The organism is Aquabacterium sp. A7-Y, assembly GCF_026153205.1.
Classification (GTDB): domain Bacteria; phylum Pseudomonadota; class Gammaproteobacteria; order Burkholderiales; family Burkholderiaceae_C; genus Caldimonas.
The window spans coordinates 172,111-187,645 of the sequence record NZ_JAPFBW010000010.1 but is presented as its reverse complement, the minus strand read 5'-3'; the positions used below and the strand labels follow the sequence as shown (position 1 = coordinate 187,645).

Sequence of the window (15,535 nt, the reverse complement as noted above, 5' to 3'; positions counted from 1 at the left end):
GGCCGGGCCCCGATCTTAGGACGGGCACCGCCGTTTCAGCGGCAGCAGCCTTGCAACACCTGCCCATCGGGCAGCGACACCACCGCCGAGTGCGTGAACGGCAGGCCGGGGAAGGCGGCCAGGTCCTCGCCGGCGTCGCGGCAGGTCGCCTCGGTCACCACCGCCACCAGCGGCGCCACGCTGCGCCCCGCAGCCTGGCGCCACACCGAGACCGGTGGCCGGGCCGCGCCGGCACGCCGCCACTGCCCCTGCAGGGCCTGGGCCGGGCGCCCCGGCAGGCGAGCTTCACCGGCGGCATCGCCGAGGCGCAGCGACCAGCGCGGCCAGTCCCCACCACAGCTCAGGCCCGCCTCGACCGGGGCGCCGTCCCCTCGTGCGGGCGCCAGCGCCAGTCGCAAGGGCGCGGCCCGACGCAGGGCGCTGCCCGGGGTGCGGGCCTCGGCGGCATAGAGCAGACGTCCCTGGCGCGTCAGCCGTGCCACCACGGTGTAGTTCAGCCGCGCATCGATGCGGTCGCTTTCGTAGCTCAGCACGAGGCGGGGCAGCGCGCGTCCCGGCAAGGCGGTCCGGCGTCGCGCCACCACTTGCGCGGGGGTTCCCGCGCGGGCCGGCTCCAGCAGCTGCAGCGCCAGCTCGTCGCCGGGGCGCAGCGCCGGCCGCTGGCGGGCCGCCAGCGCCACCGGCAAGCGGGTCAACGGCCCGCCCTCCGACTCGCCCAGCAGCGAGAACAGCTGCTGCAGACGCTGCGGCGGCTGCGCCAGCGCGGCCCGCATCACCTCCAGCGTCTGGGCATCGGTCGAACCCTCCGGATAAGGGCGCCCTTCGGGCACCGCGCCGAGATAGACGTGCGTGGCGGTGCTGGCCAGCACCTGGGCCGCCGGCCGTGGGCCGGTCGACGCTGCCGCGCGCGGCAGCACGGCCAGCAGCAGCAGCGGCTGGCTGCGCAGCTCGCTCGACTGCGGCTGGTATTCCACGACATGGATCAGTTCGGCGCCGCTGTAGAGCAAGCCGGCGTCCTCGCCGCGCAGGGCATGCACGGCATAGCGCGCGGGCAGCCAGCTGGCGGGCAGCGCCAGGCGCAGCCGGGTGGGACGGTCGATCACCAGGCGCTGTGGCACGCCCTCGCCCTGGCAGGCCAGCGTCGCTGCGCCCTCCTGCTCCAGCCAGGCCGATGCCCCGCGGGTGCGCAGGCGCAGCCGGGCGTCCCCATAGCTCGCGCCCTCCGCCGGATCGCTCACCCCGGCCGCTGCGGGCAGCTCGAACACCCGGTCGTCGCGGCCCAGCCAGGCGCGTGAGGGTGTGCCGGCATGGTCGAAGCTCGCGACCAGGCGCGAGCCGTCCGCGCAGCGCCAGGCCATGCGCCAGGACGGCAGCTGCGGATCGCTCGCCGCGTGCGCGCGGCCGGCCAGCGCGCACGCGGCGAGCAGACAGACGGACCATCTCGGGAGGTGTCTCAACAAGGGCTCCGGCAGAAGGGCGAGGCGCGCACTTTCCGGCAAATTCCGCGCCACCGCAAGACACGGCCGGCCGGGACGGCCGCTTTACCAGGACAGCTGGCGCCGCGGCGCCCCCCGGCTCTGCCAGAGATAGGCGCGCCAGCCGCCCCAGGCGGTGATGTCCTCGGCGCCGTCCACGGCCCAGGCCTCGCACACCACCGCATGCACGGTGCGGCCGTCCTCCAGCTCCACCGAGCCCAGGCCCAGCGGCGGCACGATGCCGGCCAGGAAGGCGCCGACCTCGCGCAGGGGCATCTCGTAGACCTCGACCTCGATCGGTGCCCCGTCGGCGACGCGCGTCAGCCCGGGACCGACCGCCGGGCCGTCGCCCAGCGCATAGAGCCGGTAGCGCGGCGCGGTGCGGGTCTGCAGCAGCAGGCGGCAGCGCCGCTCCGCGAGCTGGTGGTGCAGCGGCATGCCCGCGAGGTGGGCGCCGGCCACGGCGAGCGCCAGTACCGGCTCCGCCTCCAGCGACTCCCCCAGGCACAGCTCGGACAGCTCGGCACGCCCCTGGGCGAAGCCCAGCGGCAGCCCGAGCGAGGCCTGCCAGCGGGCCCCCAGCTGGGCCAGCAAGGCGTCGGAGCCGCCGGGGCCGACAAAGCTGACGCCATAGGGCAGGCCGGCCATCGTGAAGCCCGCCGGCACCGACAGCACCGCCATGCCCAGCAGGTTGGCAAAACCGCAATAGCGGCCCAGCTCGCGCTCGACCGCGAGCGGCGCGGCCTGTGCCGCGGCCAGCGTCGGCAGGGTGGACGCACTCGGCAGCATCAGCACGTCGACCTCCTGCCACACGGCCTGGGCACGCTGCGCCAGCTCACTACGCCGGTACTGGGCGCGAAACACCGCCGCCGCGTCGAAACGGCGCGCCGCCTCGACCAGCTGGCGCACCGCCGGGTCGAGCGCCTCCGGCTCGCGCTCGACCAGCGCTTGCAGGGCCGCGTAGCGCTCTGCCAGCCAGGGGCCGTCGAGCAGCAGCTGCGCCGTCTCGTAGTGCGGCTGCAGGTCCACCTGCTTGACCAGCGCGCCGAGGTCGCGCAGGTCTTCCAGGGCCCGCTCGAAGGCGGCGGCATACACGGTGTCGACCGGGTCCGCCAGCCGGCGCGGCACCCCGACACGCACCGGCTGCGGCAGGCGTCCCAGGCCGGGCGGGCTGGCCGGGGCCACCGCCTCGCCCTCGTTGCCTTCGATGACCTTGAGAACGCGGGTGGTGTCGCGCACGCTGAGCGCGAACACCGAGATGCCGTCCAGGCTGCGGCACGAGGGCACCAGCCCGCGCGTGCTGAGGCGCCCAGGGGTGGGCTTGAAGCTGACGATGTTGTTGAAGCCGGCCGGCACGCCGCCTCCGCCGGCCGGATCGGCCCCCAGTGCGAAAGCCGCCAGCCCGCGCGTGACCACCGAGGCCGAGCCGGCGCTTGCGCCGCCGCACACGCGCTCGGGATCGAAGCTGTTCGGGACGGCGCCGTGCGGACTCCGGGTGCCGGTGGCACCGGCGGCAAACTGGTCGAGATTGGTCTTGCCCAGCAGCACCGCGCCGGCGCGGACCAGCGGATGCACGACCGCGGCGCTGCGCGCCGCGATGCGGCTGGCCGCCGGGCAGCCGGCGGTCGTCGGCAGTCCTTGCACATCGAAGCTGTCGTCCACCACGAAGGGCACGCCGTACAGCGGCAGGGCACGCGGGTCGATGGGATCCAGCGCGCTCAGCTGCGCCTCCATCGTCACCTCGTCGCACCGCAGGATCCAGGCCGGATCGCCGGCCGGGCAGCGGCCTCGCAGCACCGCCATCACCTCACGAGGCGCCAAGGCCCCGCTGCGGTAAGAGGCCAGCAGCTCGCCGATGGTGCGCGGCAGAAGGATCATGCTCGACTCCGGTGTGGCGCCCGGCGGCCGGTGCGCTGGCACGGTGCAGGCACCAGCGCGGCGTGTCCCGCTCCGCACGGACACCGGGATCCATGCATATCCCGGACCATGAAGGGCCGGTTCGCGCTGGCTGCCGCCCGCCAGGCAAAACGCCTGCGCGCTCTGCGCACCGGCATGCCGTCGGCCCGGGGTAGCCCGGGTGGTGGCAGCGGGCCGGGGTGTCCACACTGGGATTTCACAAGGAGATGCTTGCGATGCAGTCGATTTCGAGAAGAGCCCTGCTGGCCCTGCCGCTGGCGCTCGCCGCCGCTCCCGGATGGTCGCTGGCACAGGCGGCCTGGCCGTCCAGGCCGGTGCGTATCGTCGTGCCCTTCGCGCCGGGTGGTACCACCGACATTCTGGCCCGCGCCCTCGCGCCCGAGCTCAGCAAGGCGCTGGGCCAGCCCGTGGTGGTGGAGAACAAGGCGGGTGCCGGCGGCAATCTGGGCGCGGCGGAGGTGGCTCGCGCGCCCAACGACGGCCACACGCTGTTGATGGGCACCGTGGGCACCCACGGCATCAACCAGTCGCTCTATCCCAAGCTGCCCTACGAGCCGGTGAAAGACTTCGCGCCGGTCACCCTGGTGGCCGCCGTGCCCAATGTGCTGGTGTTCAACCCGGCCAAGGCGCAGGCCTTGGGCATCCGCGGCGTGTCGGACCTGATCCGCTATGCGCGCGCCAACCCCGGCAAGCTCAACATGGCCTCCAGCGGCAACGGCACCTCCATCCACCTGGCCGGCGAGCTGTTCAAGAGCCAGACCGGCAGCTACATGGTGCACTTCCCCTACCGCGGCTCGGGCCCGGCGCTGATGGACCTGATCGGCGGCAACGTGGACTTGATGTTCGACAACCTGCCGTCAGCGATGCCGCACATCAGGGCCGGCAAGCTGAAGGCGCTGGCCGTCACGAGCGCACAGCGCTCGGAAGCGCTGCCGGACCTGCCGACGATCGCCGAAGCGGGACCGGTGAAGGGCTACGAGGCGACCTCCTGGTTCGGCCTGCTGGCGCCGGCCGGCACGCCGGCCGCGGTGGTCGAGCGCCTGCAGCAGGAGACCGCGCGGGCGCTCGGCGCTGCGGCCCTCAAGGAGCGCCTGCTGTCGCAGGGGGCGGTGCCGAGCGGCATGCCGCCCGCGGACTTCGCGAAGCTGATCGCGAGCGAGACGCGCAAATGGGCCGAGGTCGTGAAGGCCTCGGGAGCCAAGGTCGATTGACCTGCAGGGCCGCCCTCCCGGGAGGCCCGGGGAGCGCTGCGCTCAGCTCGCCTTCGCCAGGCCCAGCGACTCGATCAGGGCCTTTTCCTTCTTGAAGGTGTCGGCGGCGAACTTGCTGTACTGCGAGGAGCTCATGTACATCAGCTCCTGGTCGTACTTGGCCAGCGCTTCCTTGTGGTTGGGCATCTCCATGCCCTTCTTGAAGGCGTCGTGCAGGGTCTTGACCAGCTTGGGGTCCATGCCCTTGGGCGCGCCCAGGCCATAAGGCGAGGCCTGCACGATGTTGTAGCCCAGCTCCTTGAGCGTGGGCGCGTCCGGGAAGGTCGGCAGGCGCTGGGCGCCCCAGGTGTTGAGCACCTTGAGCTTGCCGGCGGCGACGTGGGGAGCGAAGCCGGTGGAATCGGCCGCCGACATGATCTCGCCGCTGAGGATGGCCTGCATCAGGTGCGAGCTGCCGCGGTAGGGCACGTGGTTGAGCTGGATGCCGGCCTTGCGCGCGATGTCCTCCATCGTCAGGTGGGGGCTGGTCAGCATGCCGGTGGAGCCGTAGGTCAGGCGCCCCGGGTTGGCCTTGGCCCAGGCGACGAAGTGGGTCCAGCTCTGCAGCGGCGAGTTGGCCGGCACCACGACGCCGAAGGAGTAGCCGGTGATGCAGAGCAGGTAGGTGATGTCCTTGACCGGATCCCAGGTGATCTTGGTCGTGTACGGCAGGCGGAACACGCCGAGCGGGATCTGCGCCAGCGTGTAGCCGTCGGGCTGCGCAGTCTGCAGCGCCGTCGCCGGCAGGGTGCCGCCGCCGCCAGGGCGGTTCTCGACAACGACGGTCTGACCGAGGATCTTGCCAACGTTCTCGGCCAGCACGCGCATCGTGATGTCGGTGGGGCCGCCCGCGGGGAAGGCGATCATCAGCTTGATGGGCTGGCTCGGGAAGGCCTGCGCCCGGGCCGCGCCCGGCACGCCCAGGGAAACCGCGGAAGCGCCCAGCGCCTTGAGGATTTGTCGACGTTGCATGAGATGGAACCTTGTCCAGTGATCGAGTTGGGACCGAGGATCGCAGCCCGGCGTGCCCGACGACACCCGGATTTCACCTGAGCTTTTGTCGCTCTAGCGTCAATAGCGCACGATTTGTTCCATTACGCAGCACGCAACACGGCATGAGCGTCGTGTGCAGCCTCCAAAAAGCGTGCTTCATCCAGTTCGGCCAGGGTCGCGCTGGCCCGCACTGCAGCATCGACGGCCTCGGGCGCACGCAGCAGGTAGTGCGCCACCGCGGACAGTGCGCACAGCGGCCGCGCTCCGGGCTTGTCGGGCCACTCGCCGCCCGACTGCACCACGACGTGGTAGCGCACACAGGTGACCGCGGCCGGCGCCAGGGTCCAGGTGTCGCAGAGCGCCGCGCCCAGGGCATCGTGGCTGACACCGAAGGCCTGCATCTCCTGCAGCACCAGCAGGTCGTCGCTGGGAGCGTTTTTCATCATCGCGCCGTACTTCTCGGGCGCATGTTTGTACATCACCGCCTTGCCGCACTCCTCGAACAGGCCGGCGGAGTGGGCCGCGAAGGTCTGCATGCCGAGGCGCCGGGCCATCAGCGCCATCAGCATGCCGCGGCGGTTGGCGCGGAACCACAGCGCGTCGAGCTCGGGCGAGGCGGGGAAGACCGAGCGCAGACCCATCTCGTAGGTGATCGCGGCCACCTCGCTGGTGCCCAGGTACTGCAGCGCCTGCTGCACCGTGCGCACCGGCTGGCGCAGGCCGTAGATCGGCGAGTTGAGCGCCTTCAGCACCGCCGCCGCGAGCGCCATGTCGCCCTCGATGAGGCTGGCCAGGGCCCGGTAGTCCACCTCCTCCTCGGCCAGCAGCAGCGAAAGCTGCACCAGCACCTGGGGCTGGGCCGGGAGATCGATGTTCAGCGAGCGCAGGGTCGGATCGACGGGCATGGCGGCAAAACGGCAAGGCCGGTGGTGATGCGTCGGAGCATGTTAGCGCCCGTCCAGCCAAGCGGCCACGATGGCCCGGGTGCGCTCGTCGGCGGGATACAGCTGCTCGACGTGCAGCGACGCGGCCGTGATGTCCTGCGGCGCGACGAAACGCGCGCTGGATGCGAAAAAGTTGAGCCGCTCGCGGCTCAGCGCCGAGCGCCAGCGGGTCACGAACACCGGCGCGCCGGGCAGGGGCAGCAGCGGCGCCGCCGCCGCCGCGTCGGGCGCCGCCTCGGGCGGCTCAGGCGGCTCCTCGGGTTCCGCGACGCGCCGCTTGCGCCGGCGCAGGCGCGCCTGCAGGGTTTCCAGGGCCTCCAGCCGGGGCTGCAGCGCCGGCTCCTGCGGCAGCTCACGCGAGAGACGCTGGTGCAGCCCGGCCAGCACCTCGTCACGGTTGATGAGGCGCTGGTAAAGGCCGTCGGCGGCCAGCGTGACATCGAGCAGGTTGAGCTCGCCGCCCGAGTCGTACTGCTCGACCAGTGCGTCGCTGCCGCTGAGGCGGCGCAGCAGCGCCGACATGCCGCGGTTGAACAGGAGCACGTTCCAGGCCGAGTCCAGCACCATGGCCGGGCGCGGCTCGTGGGCCGTCAACAGGTAGAGCAGCGCCTCGCGCAGCGTCTGCATGTTGTGGCCTTCGAGCGGCGTGTTGGGGTAGTGGGCCTCGTGGCCGGCCTGCACCAGCAGCTCGTTGCGCTGCGCCAGCGGCACGTCCAGGACATCGAGCAGCGCGCGCAGCACCGCGGCCTCGGGCCGGGCGCGCCCGGTCTCGAACAGGCTGAGCTGGCGGGCCGCAACGCCGGCCCGGGCGGCCAGCGCCTGCTGGCTCAGCCGGCGCGCCTGGCGCAGCGCCTTGAGGCGCGCGCCGAAGGCCGCAGCCGACGCCGACACGTCGGCGATCAAGGTCTCACTCACGCTGCCGGGCCCGCTTCACCGGGGTTGCGGCGCCGGAACATGCCCCAGCCCTCCATCTGCAGCACCACGTCCTCGCGGCCGTCGCGGCGCCTGGCGATCGCCTCCCACTGGCTGCGGATCAGGCCCACATGCGGCTTGCTGTTCATCGGGCGGCTTTCGAGGATGGTCATGCGCACGCGCAGCACGTCACCGGGGTAGACCGGCTTGAGCCACTGCAGCTTCTCCAGCCCCGGCGAGCCCAGCGAAGCGGAGTCGAGCAGGTAGGCGTCGCACATCATGCGCATCACCATCGCGCAGGTGTGCCAGCCGCTGGCGGCCAGGCCGCCGAACAGCGAGGCACGCGCCGCGTCTTCGTCGAGGTGGAAGGGCTGGGGATCGAACTCGCTCGCGAACCGGATCACGTCGTCCTTGTTCACGAGGGTGCCGCCGAACTCGCGGACGGAACCGGCGGCAAAGTCTTCCCAGTAGTAGGTGGGAGTGGGGGCTGCGGTCATGGCAGGCGGGTGGGATGAAGAAGGGCCGAATGGTATAGCGGGCACTGCCGCCTTGCAGGGCGCCGAATCAGGCAGCCGCGCCGTCCCCCAGGCGTTGTTGCTGCTCGCCGAGCCGGTCCGGCTCGACCGGGGTGGCGCGCGCCAGCGCCATCCAGATGCCGAAGGGCAGGCGGCCGTCGGGAAAGGCCGGGCGCTTCGGCGCGGCACGCAGCAATTCCAGCGGCCCTTCGAAGCGCTCGCCGTGCGCGACCAGGACGCCGCATTCCGGCGGGATCTCCTCCGGCTGCGCAATGCCGGCGGCGATCACGTAGTAGCACTCCCGGCACAGCGACAGGTAGGCGGCGCGCTTGGCGGGCCGGCGCAGGTCGGCCAGCAGGTCCGAGCGCCGCACCTTGATCTCGTGCACGACGGGCTCGAGGTAGGCCTCGACGCTGGTGTGGCGGACCGAGTAGACGTCGGGCCGCGCGATGCACCAGCGACCCGGCGCGGCGGCGTCGCAAGGCGGCGCTTCCAGCCCGGGCATCAGCGGCAGCGGCTCCGGCGGCGCCAGATCGACTGCATCGCTCTCGACCCGTGCGCGCAGCGCCAGGCCCCGCCACGCCAGCCGCCCGTCACGCGCCAGCTGCTGCGCGACCCGCTCGACCAGCGCTTCGTGGGCGTCGTAGGCGGCGCGATTGCCTTGCAGGGCCCGGGCCAGCACTTCCAGCCCCGCCTGCGTGAGTCGCAGCCATTCGCGCCCGCCCGGGGCCGGCATGCGCTCCAGCAGGCCGGCCGCGAGCAGCTCGACCTCGACGGCATCCAAGCAGGGCCAGCCGGCGGAGCGGTAGATCTCGCGCAGGCGGCGATAGTGCAGCCGGGTCAGCACGGGGGCGGCGAGGGGAGGAATCGGGGCGTCGGCCATGGATCGCGCACGGTGGAACAGCAGACAACAGGCAGGGGGCTGGCAGGGCGGGCGCGCACAGGCGGGTACACGATCTGCTCTGGCAGCGGAGTGTGTGTCACCCACGAATCGACCAACAACCATGAATGCCATCGATCTTCTCACCAAGCAGCACCGCGAGCTGGAAGCGCGCCTGAAATCCTGGGGCGAAGCCGGGGACGACGCCGCGCGCAAGCGCATCTTCGCGGAGGTGGCCGACCATCTGACCGTGCATGTGACGGCCGAGGAACAGGTGTTCTACCCGGCCGTGAAGGCCCAGCGCACCGAGGACATCCTGCTGGAGTCGCTGGAAGAGCATCTGTCGCTCAAGCGCCTGCTCGCCGACCTGATGGCGCTGCAGCCCGGCGATGCCACCTTCGAGCCCAAGTTCAAGGTGCTCAAGGAGCAGACCGAGCACCACCACGAAGAAGAGGAAGAGCACCTTTTCCCCAAGGTGAAGCAGCTGCTGCCGCCCGGCGAGCTGGAGCGGCTGGGCCAGGAAATGGCGCAGCTGCAATTGAAACTGCGCCGCGAGGGCGAGCCGCGCGAGGCCGTCACCGAGCAGACCGACAAGGCTGCGCCGCTCTGAGCGACGCAGCCTGAGGAACCTCGCGCAGCGAGAGGGCGCACCAATGACGCCTCACCAGACGTGCCGGCGCCGCAGCGGCCCGCTCGCCACCCAGGCGAGCGCCGCCAGCCCGGCCACCACCACGGCGCCGGTGCTCTTGGGATGCAGCATGGCCTTGGTATAGAGGCTGGGGCGCACGACCTGCCCGGGATGGTCGCCACGCACGCGGCCGCCGCCGCCCGGCTCGTAGAGTGCGCCCTGGCGGTGCTGGGCCGCCTCGTCGCGCAGCTGCGCCTTGACCAGCAGCTTGCGGCCGATCCAGTCCAACAGGCCCGGCACGTGGTTGCTGGCGCTGCCCATCATCTTGCTGGCGCTGCCAATGAACAGGTCGCGGCGCGGATGCTCGGCCGCATAGAGGATCGCCTCAGCCACGTCCTCCGGCCGGTAGACCGGCGGCGGCAGCCTGGGCTCGTGGTCGGTGTAATTCTTGGCGTGCTCGGTGAAAGGCGTGCCGATGCCGGCCGGCTTGATCAAGGTCACCGAGATCGGCGCCCCTTCCTCCTCCAGCTCCATGCGCAGGCTGTCGGTGAAGCCCTTCACGGCGTGCTTGCTGGCGCTGTACATGCCCTGCAGCGGGATGGCCCGGTCCGAGGCCATGCTGCCGAGGTTGATGATGGCGCCGCCCTTGTCGCGCAAATGGGCCGCCGCGATGGTCGAGCCGTAGACCACGCCCCAGAAGTTGGTTTCGAAGAGCCGTTGGTGGTCGCGGTCGCGCACGTCCTCCAGCTTGCCCCAGATGGACACGCCGGCGTTGTTGACCCAGGTGTCGAAGCCGCCGAAGTTCTCGATCGCGGTATCGGCCGCCAGCTGCAGGTCCTCGCGCCGGCCGACGTCGGCCACGACGTACATCGCCTGCCCGCCTTCGTCGACGATCTGCCGGGTGGCCGCGGCAAGGCCGCTCTCGTCGCGTGCCACGAGCAGCACCCGGGCCCCCCGCCGCGCGGCCATCTGCGCGGTGGCGAGGCCGATGCCGCTGGAGGCGCCGGTGACGACAAGGGTCTGCTGGTGCAGCGGTTTCAGCGTCCTGGACATGAATCGTTCTCCCGAGAAGTAGGGCGCGCCGCGACAAGGGCGCGCCTGCCAGCCAGGTCGGCAACCAATGTGCCGGTCGGCGCCTGGCCGACAGCGCGGGTTGCTGGAACGCCACTGTTTTCGGGAATGGATCGTGCTTCGAGCCTGCCTCGCCTCGTCCGGCCCTACGCGAGTCCGCCATGCCCACCCTGTCCGCCAGCAGCTCCAGCGCCTCCGCCTCCGCCTCCGCCTCCACGCCGCCCTTGCCGGTGCCCGGGCCCGCGTCGCGGGACGCGGCGGTGCCGGCCGACACGCTGGCGGCCCTGATCAACCTCGCCGGGCGACAGCGCATGCTGTCGCAGCGCCTGGTGCTGCAGGCGCTGCTGGCCTCGATGGGACGTGAGCTGGCGCTCGCCGCGGCGCGCGAGGCACTGGCCTTGTTTGCCGACAGCCACACCACCCTGGTGCATGGCAAGGGGCGCCTGCCAGGCGCGCACTTCGCCGAGGTGCGTGAGGCCTATTTCGGCGCGGCCGGTGGCGATGGGCGCATCCGGGAGTTCATCTCGCTGGCCGAGCAGACGCTGCAGGCCCTGGAGTCCGGCGCTTCGCAGTCGGCTACGTTGCTGCAGGCCCTGATCGGCTCGGCCGGCGCGGTGCTGCCGCTGTTGAACCAGATCACCCAGATCTACGAGTCCGAGTCGCGCCGCTGCGCCGAGCATCTCAAGCGCCAGCTGCTGGCGCTGATGGGCGACATCAAGTCGGTCGCGAAGCAAGCCCGCATGGTCGCCTTCAATGCCCAGGTGCTGGCGGCGCGCTCGGGCGATTCAGGTCGGGAGTTCGCGGTCGTCGCGAAGGAGCTGACCCAGGTCACCGGCGAGATCGACGAACTGGCCGAGGTGGCGCTGCGCGTGTCGGGCGACTGAGCGGGCACTCACTCGACCACCTGCACGCCCTTCCAGAATGCGACCCGGCCCTTGATCTGCGCGGCGGCTTCCTTGGGCTCCGGGTAGTACCAGACCGCGTCGGGATTGGCGTCGCCGTTCACGAGCAGGTTGTAGTAGTGGGCGGTGCCCTTCCACGAACAGCTCGTGCGCAGGTTGCTGGGCATCAGGTAGTCGCGCTTGACGCTGTTCTCGGGGAAGTAGTGGTTGCCTTCCACCAGCACGATGTCATCGCTCTCGGCGATCACGGTGTTGTTCCAGATGGCCTTCATGGCGGGTCCTTGTCAGTGGGCTGAAGTCTGCCTATGTTAGGTGCCCGGCAGCTTAGGGATGGTGCGGCGGCGGCGCCGCCCCTTAAGCTCGCGGCGCGCCGGGCGAGCTTGCCGGCGCGTGGAGCATCCCCATGAGCAGTCCTTTTGTCGCCGGCAGCCGCGGCCCCCTGGGCGGGGAGTCGCACCGGCCCATCGTCGACACCGGCACCGTCAACCGCCAGCAGAACAGGCCGCCCGGGCCGTCGTGCAGCGCCTCGCCGCTGTTCTCGCTGACCGCCCACATGCTGCTGGGCGGCGTCCACGTCGTGATGGACGAGTATGCGCAGGAGATCTTCGACCTCTGGTTCAGCGGCAAGGCGCTCGGGGACGTCGTGATCGACAACGACAAGTGGGCCAACTACATGCGGGCCGACCCCGGCCTGGAACGGCACATCGTCAACACCCTCAGGACGCACGCCTGCGCCGACGAGGTGCGCGGCCCGCTCGATGCCGGCCAGAGCCGCCACGAAGGCGTCTTCAGCCTCGGCACGCAGGCCGAAGTGGGCGACAGCTACGGCGGCTACGCGACCGGCTATGCGGTGCTGCACGGCTCCAACAAGACGGTCGGCGGCTTCCAGATCAGCGGGCGTTTCAGCGCCGAGCGGGCCGGCCCGGCCGGCTCGCCCTACACGGTCGCCTACAGCGAGCTGGCCTATGTCTTCAACGACCTGGTCGACATCAACAAGAAGTACAAGGCCGACGTGCAGTTCGGCGTGCTCGCGGCGAATATGGCGCGCTGCCTGGGCGGGCTGCCGCCGCGCGACTTCACGCTGCGCATCAAGTGGCGCGACAAGGCGACGCGGCGCGTGAGCATCGGCGGGCCGGGATTCCTGCCGGAATTCCGGAAGCTGTAGGCAGGGACTCGCCGGCCCGGCAGCAAAGGCGTGGCGCTCGCGCGACAATAGCGGGTTCGCGCGGCGCTGCCGCCCGCCTCCCGCACCGGGGAGCGGCCTGCCGCGCGAGCCGGGAGCCGCGCGTGTTTTATCAAGTCAAGGAAATCTTCTACACCCTGCAGGGCGAGGGCGCCAATGCCGGCCGCCCCGCCGTCTTCTGCCGCTTCACGGGCTGCAATCTCTGGAGCGGCCGCGAGGCCGACCGGGCGCAGGCCGTGTGCCGCTTCTGCGACACCGACTTCGTCGGCACCGACGGCACGCTCGGCGGAAAGTATGCCGACGCCAAGCAGCTGGCCGCCACGGTGGCCGGCCAGTGGGGCGGCAGCGGGGGCCGGCGCCTGGTCGTGCTGACGGGGGGCGAGCCGCTGCTGCAGGTCGACCGCGCACTGATCGACGCGCTGCACGCCGAGCAGTTCGAGATCGCGGTCGAGACCAACGGCAGCATCGCGGCGCCCGAGGGCCTGGACTGGATCTGCGTCAGCCCCAAGGCCGGCGCGCCGCTGAAACAGACGCGCGGGCAGGAGCTGAAGGTCGTGGTGCCCCAGCCCGGGCTGGACCTGCAGGCGCTCGCGACGCTGGACTTCGAGCACCGCTTCGTGCAGGCGATGGACGGCCCGGAGGTCGCCGCGAACACGCGCTGGGCCATCGAGCACTGCCTGCAGGACCCGCGCTGGCGCCTCAGCGTGCAGACGCACAAGGTGCTGAACATCCGTTGAAGACGATGAACTACGAACTGACCCAGCGCTTCTACTTCGAAGCCGCCCACACGCTGGAACGCCGCATCGAGACGGAGTCGAGCCGGCGCATTCACGGCCACACCTACCTCGCGGAGGTGGCGGTGCGGGGCACCGCCGAGCCGGACAGCGGCATGGTGATGGACCTGGGCCACCTGCGTGCCGCCATTGCACGGGTGCGCGACGCGCTCGACCACCGCTTCCTGGACGAAGTGCCGGGCCTGGGGCGCGCCACGCTCGAAGGCCTGTGCGGCTACATCGCCGCGGCGCTGCGCGAGGAGGTGCCGGCGCTGGCCTGGGTCAAGGTCTCGCGCGAAGCCTCGGGCGACGCCTGCAAGCTGACACTCTGAAGCAGAGCTTGCCGCTCCAACCGGGCTTCCCCGGAAGGGCGGGAACGCGGCGTGCTGGTTGTGCCACAGCACAGAAGCCCGCTGCCCGCCCATGCCCGCCCTGCCTGCGCTCGAACATCTGCTGGTCGTCTCGCCCCACCTCGACGACGGCGTCTTTTCCTGCGGGCAGCTGCTGGCGGCACATCCCGGCAGCACGGTGCTGACGGTGTTTGCCGGCGCGCCGGCCGACGAGGCGCTGCGCACCGAGTGGGACCAGCGCTGTGGCTTCGCCAACAGCTGCGAAGCCGTCGCCGCGCGCCATCAGGAAGACCGCGAGGCGCTGGCCGTGCTGGGCGCGCGGCCGGTCTGGTTGAGCTTTCTCGACAGCCAGTACCTGGCCACGCCGGACCCCGAGGAGATCGCCAGCGCCTTGCTCGCCTGCCTCGATGCCCTGCCGTGCGACGCGGTGGTGGTGCCCATGGGGCTGTTCCATTCCGACCACACCCTGGTGCACGAGGCCTGCATGGCCGCCGCGCAGGCGCGTCCCGAGCGGCTGTGGCTGGCGTACGAGGACGCGCTGTACCGGCGCATGCCCGGACTGCTGCAGCAGCGCCTGCTCGCGCTGGCCAAAGCCGGCATCTGCGCCACGCCGGCCTTCCCCGGCGTGCCCGGCGCGCTGGCCGACAAGCAGCGCGCCGTGATGGCCTATGCCAGCCAGCTGCGCGCCTTCGGGCCGCACGGCTACGCCGACGTCCTGGCCGAGGAGCACTACTGGCACCTGGCGCCCTCCGACGCGCGGTCGATCCGGCCCCGGCCGCAGCGTGCGACCGCCTCCACCGCCCGTGCCCGGGTTGCCGACCGTGCCCTGTGACCCGCGCATCAGCCTGGTGGTACTGAGCCACAACCGCTGCGCCGAACTGCTGCGCACGCTGGAACGCCTCAGCGCCCTGCCCGAGCAGTTGCCCGTCATCGTGGTCGACAACGGCTCCCGGGACGGCACCGCCGCAGAGGTGGCGCGCCATTTCCCGCGGGTGCAGCTGGTGCGCAACGCCGAGAACCTCGGCGCGGCAGGCCGCAATGCGGGCGTCGAACGGGTGCGCACCCCCTATGTGGCTTTCTGCGACGACGACTGCTGGTGGACGCCAGGTGCGCTGCGGCATGCCGCCGACCTGCTGGACACGCATCCGCGTGTCGGCGCGCTTGCGGCGCGGGTGCTGGTGGGGCCGCAGGAGCGCGAGGACCCGACCTGCCAGCTGATGGCCGGCAGCCCGCTGGATGCGCGCGGCCTGCCGGGGCCGGCGCTGATCGGCTTCATGGCGGGTGCCGTCGTGATGCGCACCGACGCCTTCCGGGCGGCCGGCGGCTACCTGCCGCGGCTGTTCATCGGTTGCGAGGAGCGGCTGCTGGGACTGGACCTCGCCGCGCAGGGCTGGCGCATGAGCTACGTGCCCGAGCTGGTCTGCCACCACCACCCCTCGGCACAGCGCGACAGCGCCAGGCGCCGCGTGCTGAACGCCCGCAACACGCTGTGGATCGCCTGGCTGCGCCTGCCCTGGCGCAGCCTGGTGTACGAAACGCGGCGGGTCTGGCGTGAAGCCGCCGGCCAGGGCCTGCTGGCGCCCCTGCTGCGCGAGGCCCTGCCGGGCTTGCCCTGGGCGCTGCGGCACCGCAGCGTGCTGCCGCCCGAAGTGGAGGCGATGCGCCGCGCGGTGCTCGGCGGCCCGTCGCCACGCCGCCGCAAGCCCCCCTTGCCGGCCCGCGCCTGAGCCGGTCGTCCCCCG

The 15,535-nt window shown here is 71.7% G+C and carries 17 protein-coding genes; 8 read left to right on the top strand and 9 right to left on the bottom strand.

Annotated elements, in window-relative coordinates; genetic code table 11:
* Positions 1–35 precede the first annotated feature (35 nt).
* On the bottom strand, positions 36–1,457 hold the full coding sequence (locus tag OOT46_RS11610) for a YbaY family lipoprotein (RefSeq protein WP_265403759.1): 1,422 nt from the start codon (positions 1,455–1,457) through the stop codon (positions 36–38).
* An 84-nt stretch (positions 1,458–1,541) separates the two neighbouring features.
* Positions 1,542–3,353, bottom strand: coding sequence for an allophanate hydrolase (gene atzF / locus OOT46_RS11605; protein ID WP_265403758.1), 1,812 nt, complete (start codon positions 3,351–3,353; stop codon positions 1,542–1,544).
* Between the two features lie 254 nt (positions 3,354–3,607).
* On the opposite strand from atzF, the gene OOT46_RS11600 reads away from it, so the two are divergent.
* Positions 3,608–4,603, top strand: a complete 996-nt coding sequence (locus tag OOT46_RS11600) for a Bug family tripartite tricarboxylate transporter substrate binding protein (RefSeq protein WP_265403757.1) — start codon at positions 3,608–3,610, stop codon at positions 4,601–4,603.
* 42 nt (positions 4,604–4,645) lie between these two features.
* On the opposite strand, the gene OOT46_RS11595 is transcribed toward OOT46_RS11600, so the two are convergent.
* From OOT46_RS11595 to OOT46_RS11575, 5 genes are all read right to left on the bottom strand, one after another.
* Positions 4,646–5,614 (bottom strand): Bug family tripartite tricarboxylate transporter substrate binding protein, encoded by a 969-nt coding sequence (locus tag OOT46_RS11595; protein ID WP_265403756.1) that lies wholly within the window; start codon positions 5,612–5,614, stop codon positions 4,646–4,648.
* A 122-nt stretch (positions 5,615–5,736) separates the two neighbouring features.
* Complete coding sequence (locus OOT46_RS11590) at positions 5,737–6,540, bottom strand: HDOD domain-containing protein (RefSeq protein ID WP_265403755.1); 804 nt, start codon at positions 6,538–6,540, stop codon at positions 5,737–5,739.
* A gap of 42 nt (positions 6,541–6,582) precedes the next feature.
* Positions 6,583–7,494, bottom strand: a complete 912-nt coding sequence (locus OOT46_RS11585; RefSeq protein ID WP_265403754.1) for a helix-turn-helix domain-containing protein — start codon at positions 7,492–7,494, stop codon at positions 6,583–6,585.
* Positions 7,491–7,988, bottom strand: a complete 498-nt coding sequence (locus OOT46_RS11580) for a MaoC family dehydratase (RefSeq protein ID WP_265403753.1) — start codon at positions 7,986–7,988, stop codon at positions 7,491–7,493. The genes OOT46_RS11585 and OOT46_RS11580 overlap by 4 nt, the downstream gene beginning before the upstream one ends.
* A gap of 67 nt (positions 7,989–8,055) precedes the next feature.
* Positions 8,056–8,889 (bottom strand): hypothetical protein, encoded by an 834-nt coding sequence (locus OOT46_RS11575; protein ID WP_265403752.1) that lies wholly within the window; start codon positions 8,887–8,889, stop codon positions 8,056–8,058.
* A gap of 121 nt (positions 8,890–9,010) precedes the next feature.
* Between OOT46_RS11575 and OOT46_RS11570 the strand changes: the two genes are divergently transcribed.
* On the top strand, positions 9,011–9,496 hold the full coding sequence (locus OOT46_RS11570; RefSeq protein WP_265403751.1) for a hemerythrin domain-containing protein: 486 nt from the start codon (positions 9,011–9,013) through the stop codon (positions 9,494–9,496).
* A 51-nt stretch (positions 9,497–9,547) separates the two neighbouring features.
* Here OOT46_RS11570 and OOT46_RS11565 read toward each other — a convergent pair whose 3' ends face one another.
* Complete coding sequence (locus tag OOT46_RS11565) at positions 9,548–10,567, bottom strand: SDR family oxidoreductase (protein ID WP_265403750.1); 1,020 nt, start codon at positions 10,565–10,567, stop codon at positions 9,548–9,550.
* A 179-nt stretch (positions 10,568–10,746) separates the two neighbouring features.
* Here OOT46_RS11565 and OOT46_RS11560 point away from each other — a divergent pair, with 179 nt between their 5' ends.
* Positions 10,747–11,469 carry a type IV pili methyl-accepting chemotaxis transducer N-terminal domain-containing protein gene (locus OOT46_RS11560; protein ID WP_265403749.1) on the top strand — a complete coding sequence of 241 codons (723 nt, stop codon included), beginning with the start codon at positions 10,747–10,749 and terminating at the stop codon, positions 11,467–11,469.
* 8 nt (positions 11,470–11,477) lie between these two features.
* On the opposite strand, the gene OOT46_RS11555 is transcribed toward OOT46_RS11560, so the two are convergent.
* Positions 11,478–11,759, bottom strand: a complete 282-nt coding sequence (locus OOT46_RS11555) for a DUF427 domain-containing protein (RefSeq protein ID WP_265403748.1) — start codon at positions 11,757–11,759, stop codon at positions 11,478–11,480.
* A 131-nt stretch (positions 11,760–11,890) separates the two neighbouring features.
* On the opposite strand from OOT46_RS11555, the gene OOT46_RS11550 reads away from it, so the two are divergent.
* The 5 genes from OOT46_RS11550 (at position 11,891) to OOT46_RS11530 (ending at position 15,520) form a co-directional block, all read left to right on the top strand.
* A complete protein-coding gene (locus OOT46_RS11550; RefSeq protein ID WP_265403747.1) occupies positions 11,891–12,652 on the top strand; it encodes a hypothetical protein in 762 nt (253 codons plus the stop codon).
* Positions 12,653–12,774: 122 nt separating this feature from the next.
* On the top strand, positions 12,775–13,407 hold the full coding sequence (gene queE, locus OOT46_RS11545; RefSeq protein WP_265403746.1) for a 7-carboxy-7-deazaguanine synthase: 633 nt from the start codon (positions 12,775–12,777) through the stop codon (positions 13,405–13,407).
* Between the two features lie 5 nt (positions 13,408–13,412).
* Positions 13,413–13,775, top strand: a complete 363-nt coding sequence (locus OOT46_RS11540) for a 6-pyruvoyl trahydropterin synthase family protein (protein ID WP_265403745.1) — start codon at positions 13,413–13,415, stop codon at positions 13,773–13,775.
* Positions 13,776–13,866: 91 nt separating this feature from the next.
* Positions 13,867–14,625, top strand: coding sequence for a PIG-L deacetylase family protein (locus OOT46_RS11535; protein ID WP_265403744.1), 759 nt, complete (start codon positions 13,867–13,869; stop codon positions 14,623–14,625).
* Positions 14,606–15,520, top strand: coding sequence for a glycosyltransferase family 2 protein (locus tag OOT46_RS11530; RefSeq protein ID WP_265403784.1), 915 nt, complete (start codon positions 14,606–14,608; stop codon positions 15,518–15,520). The genes OOT46_RS11535 and OOT46_RS11530 overlap by 20 nt, the downstream gene beginning before the upstream one ends.
* Positions 15,521–15,535 lie beyond the last annotated feature (15 nt).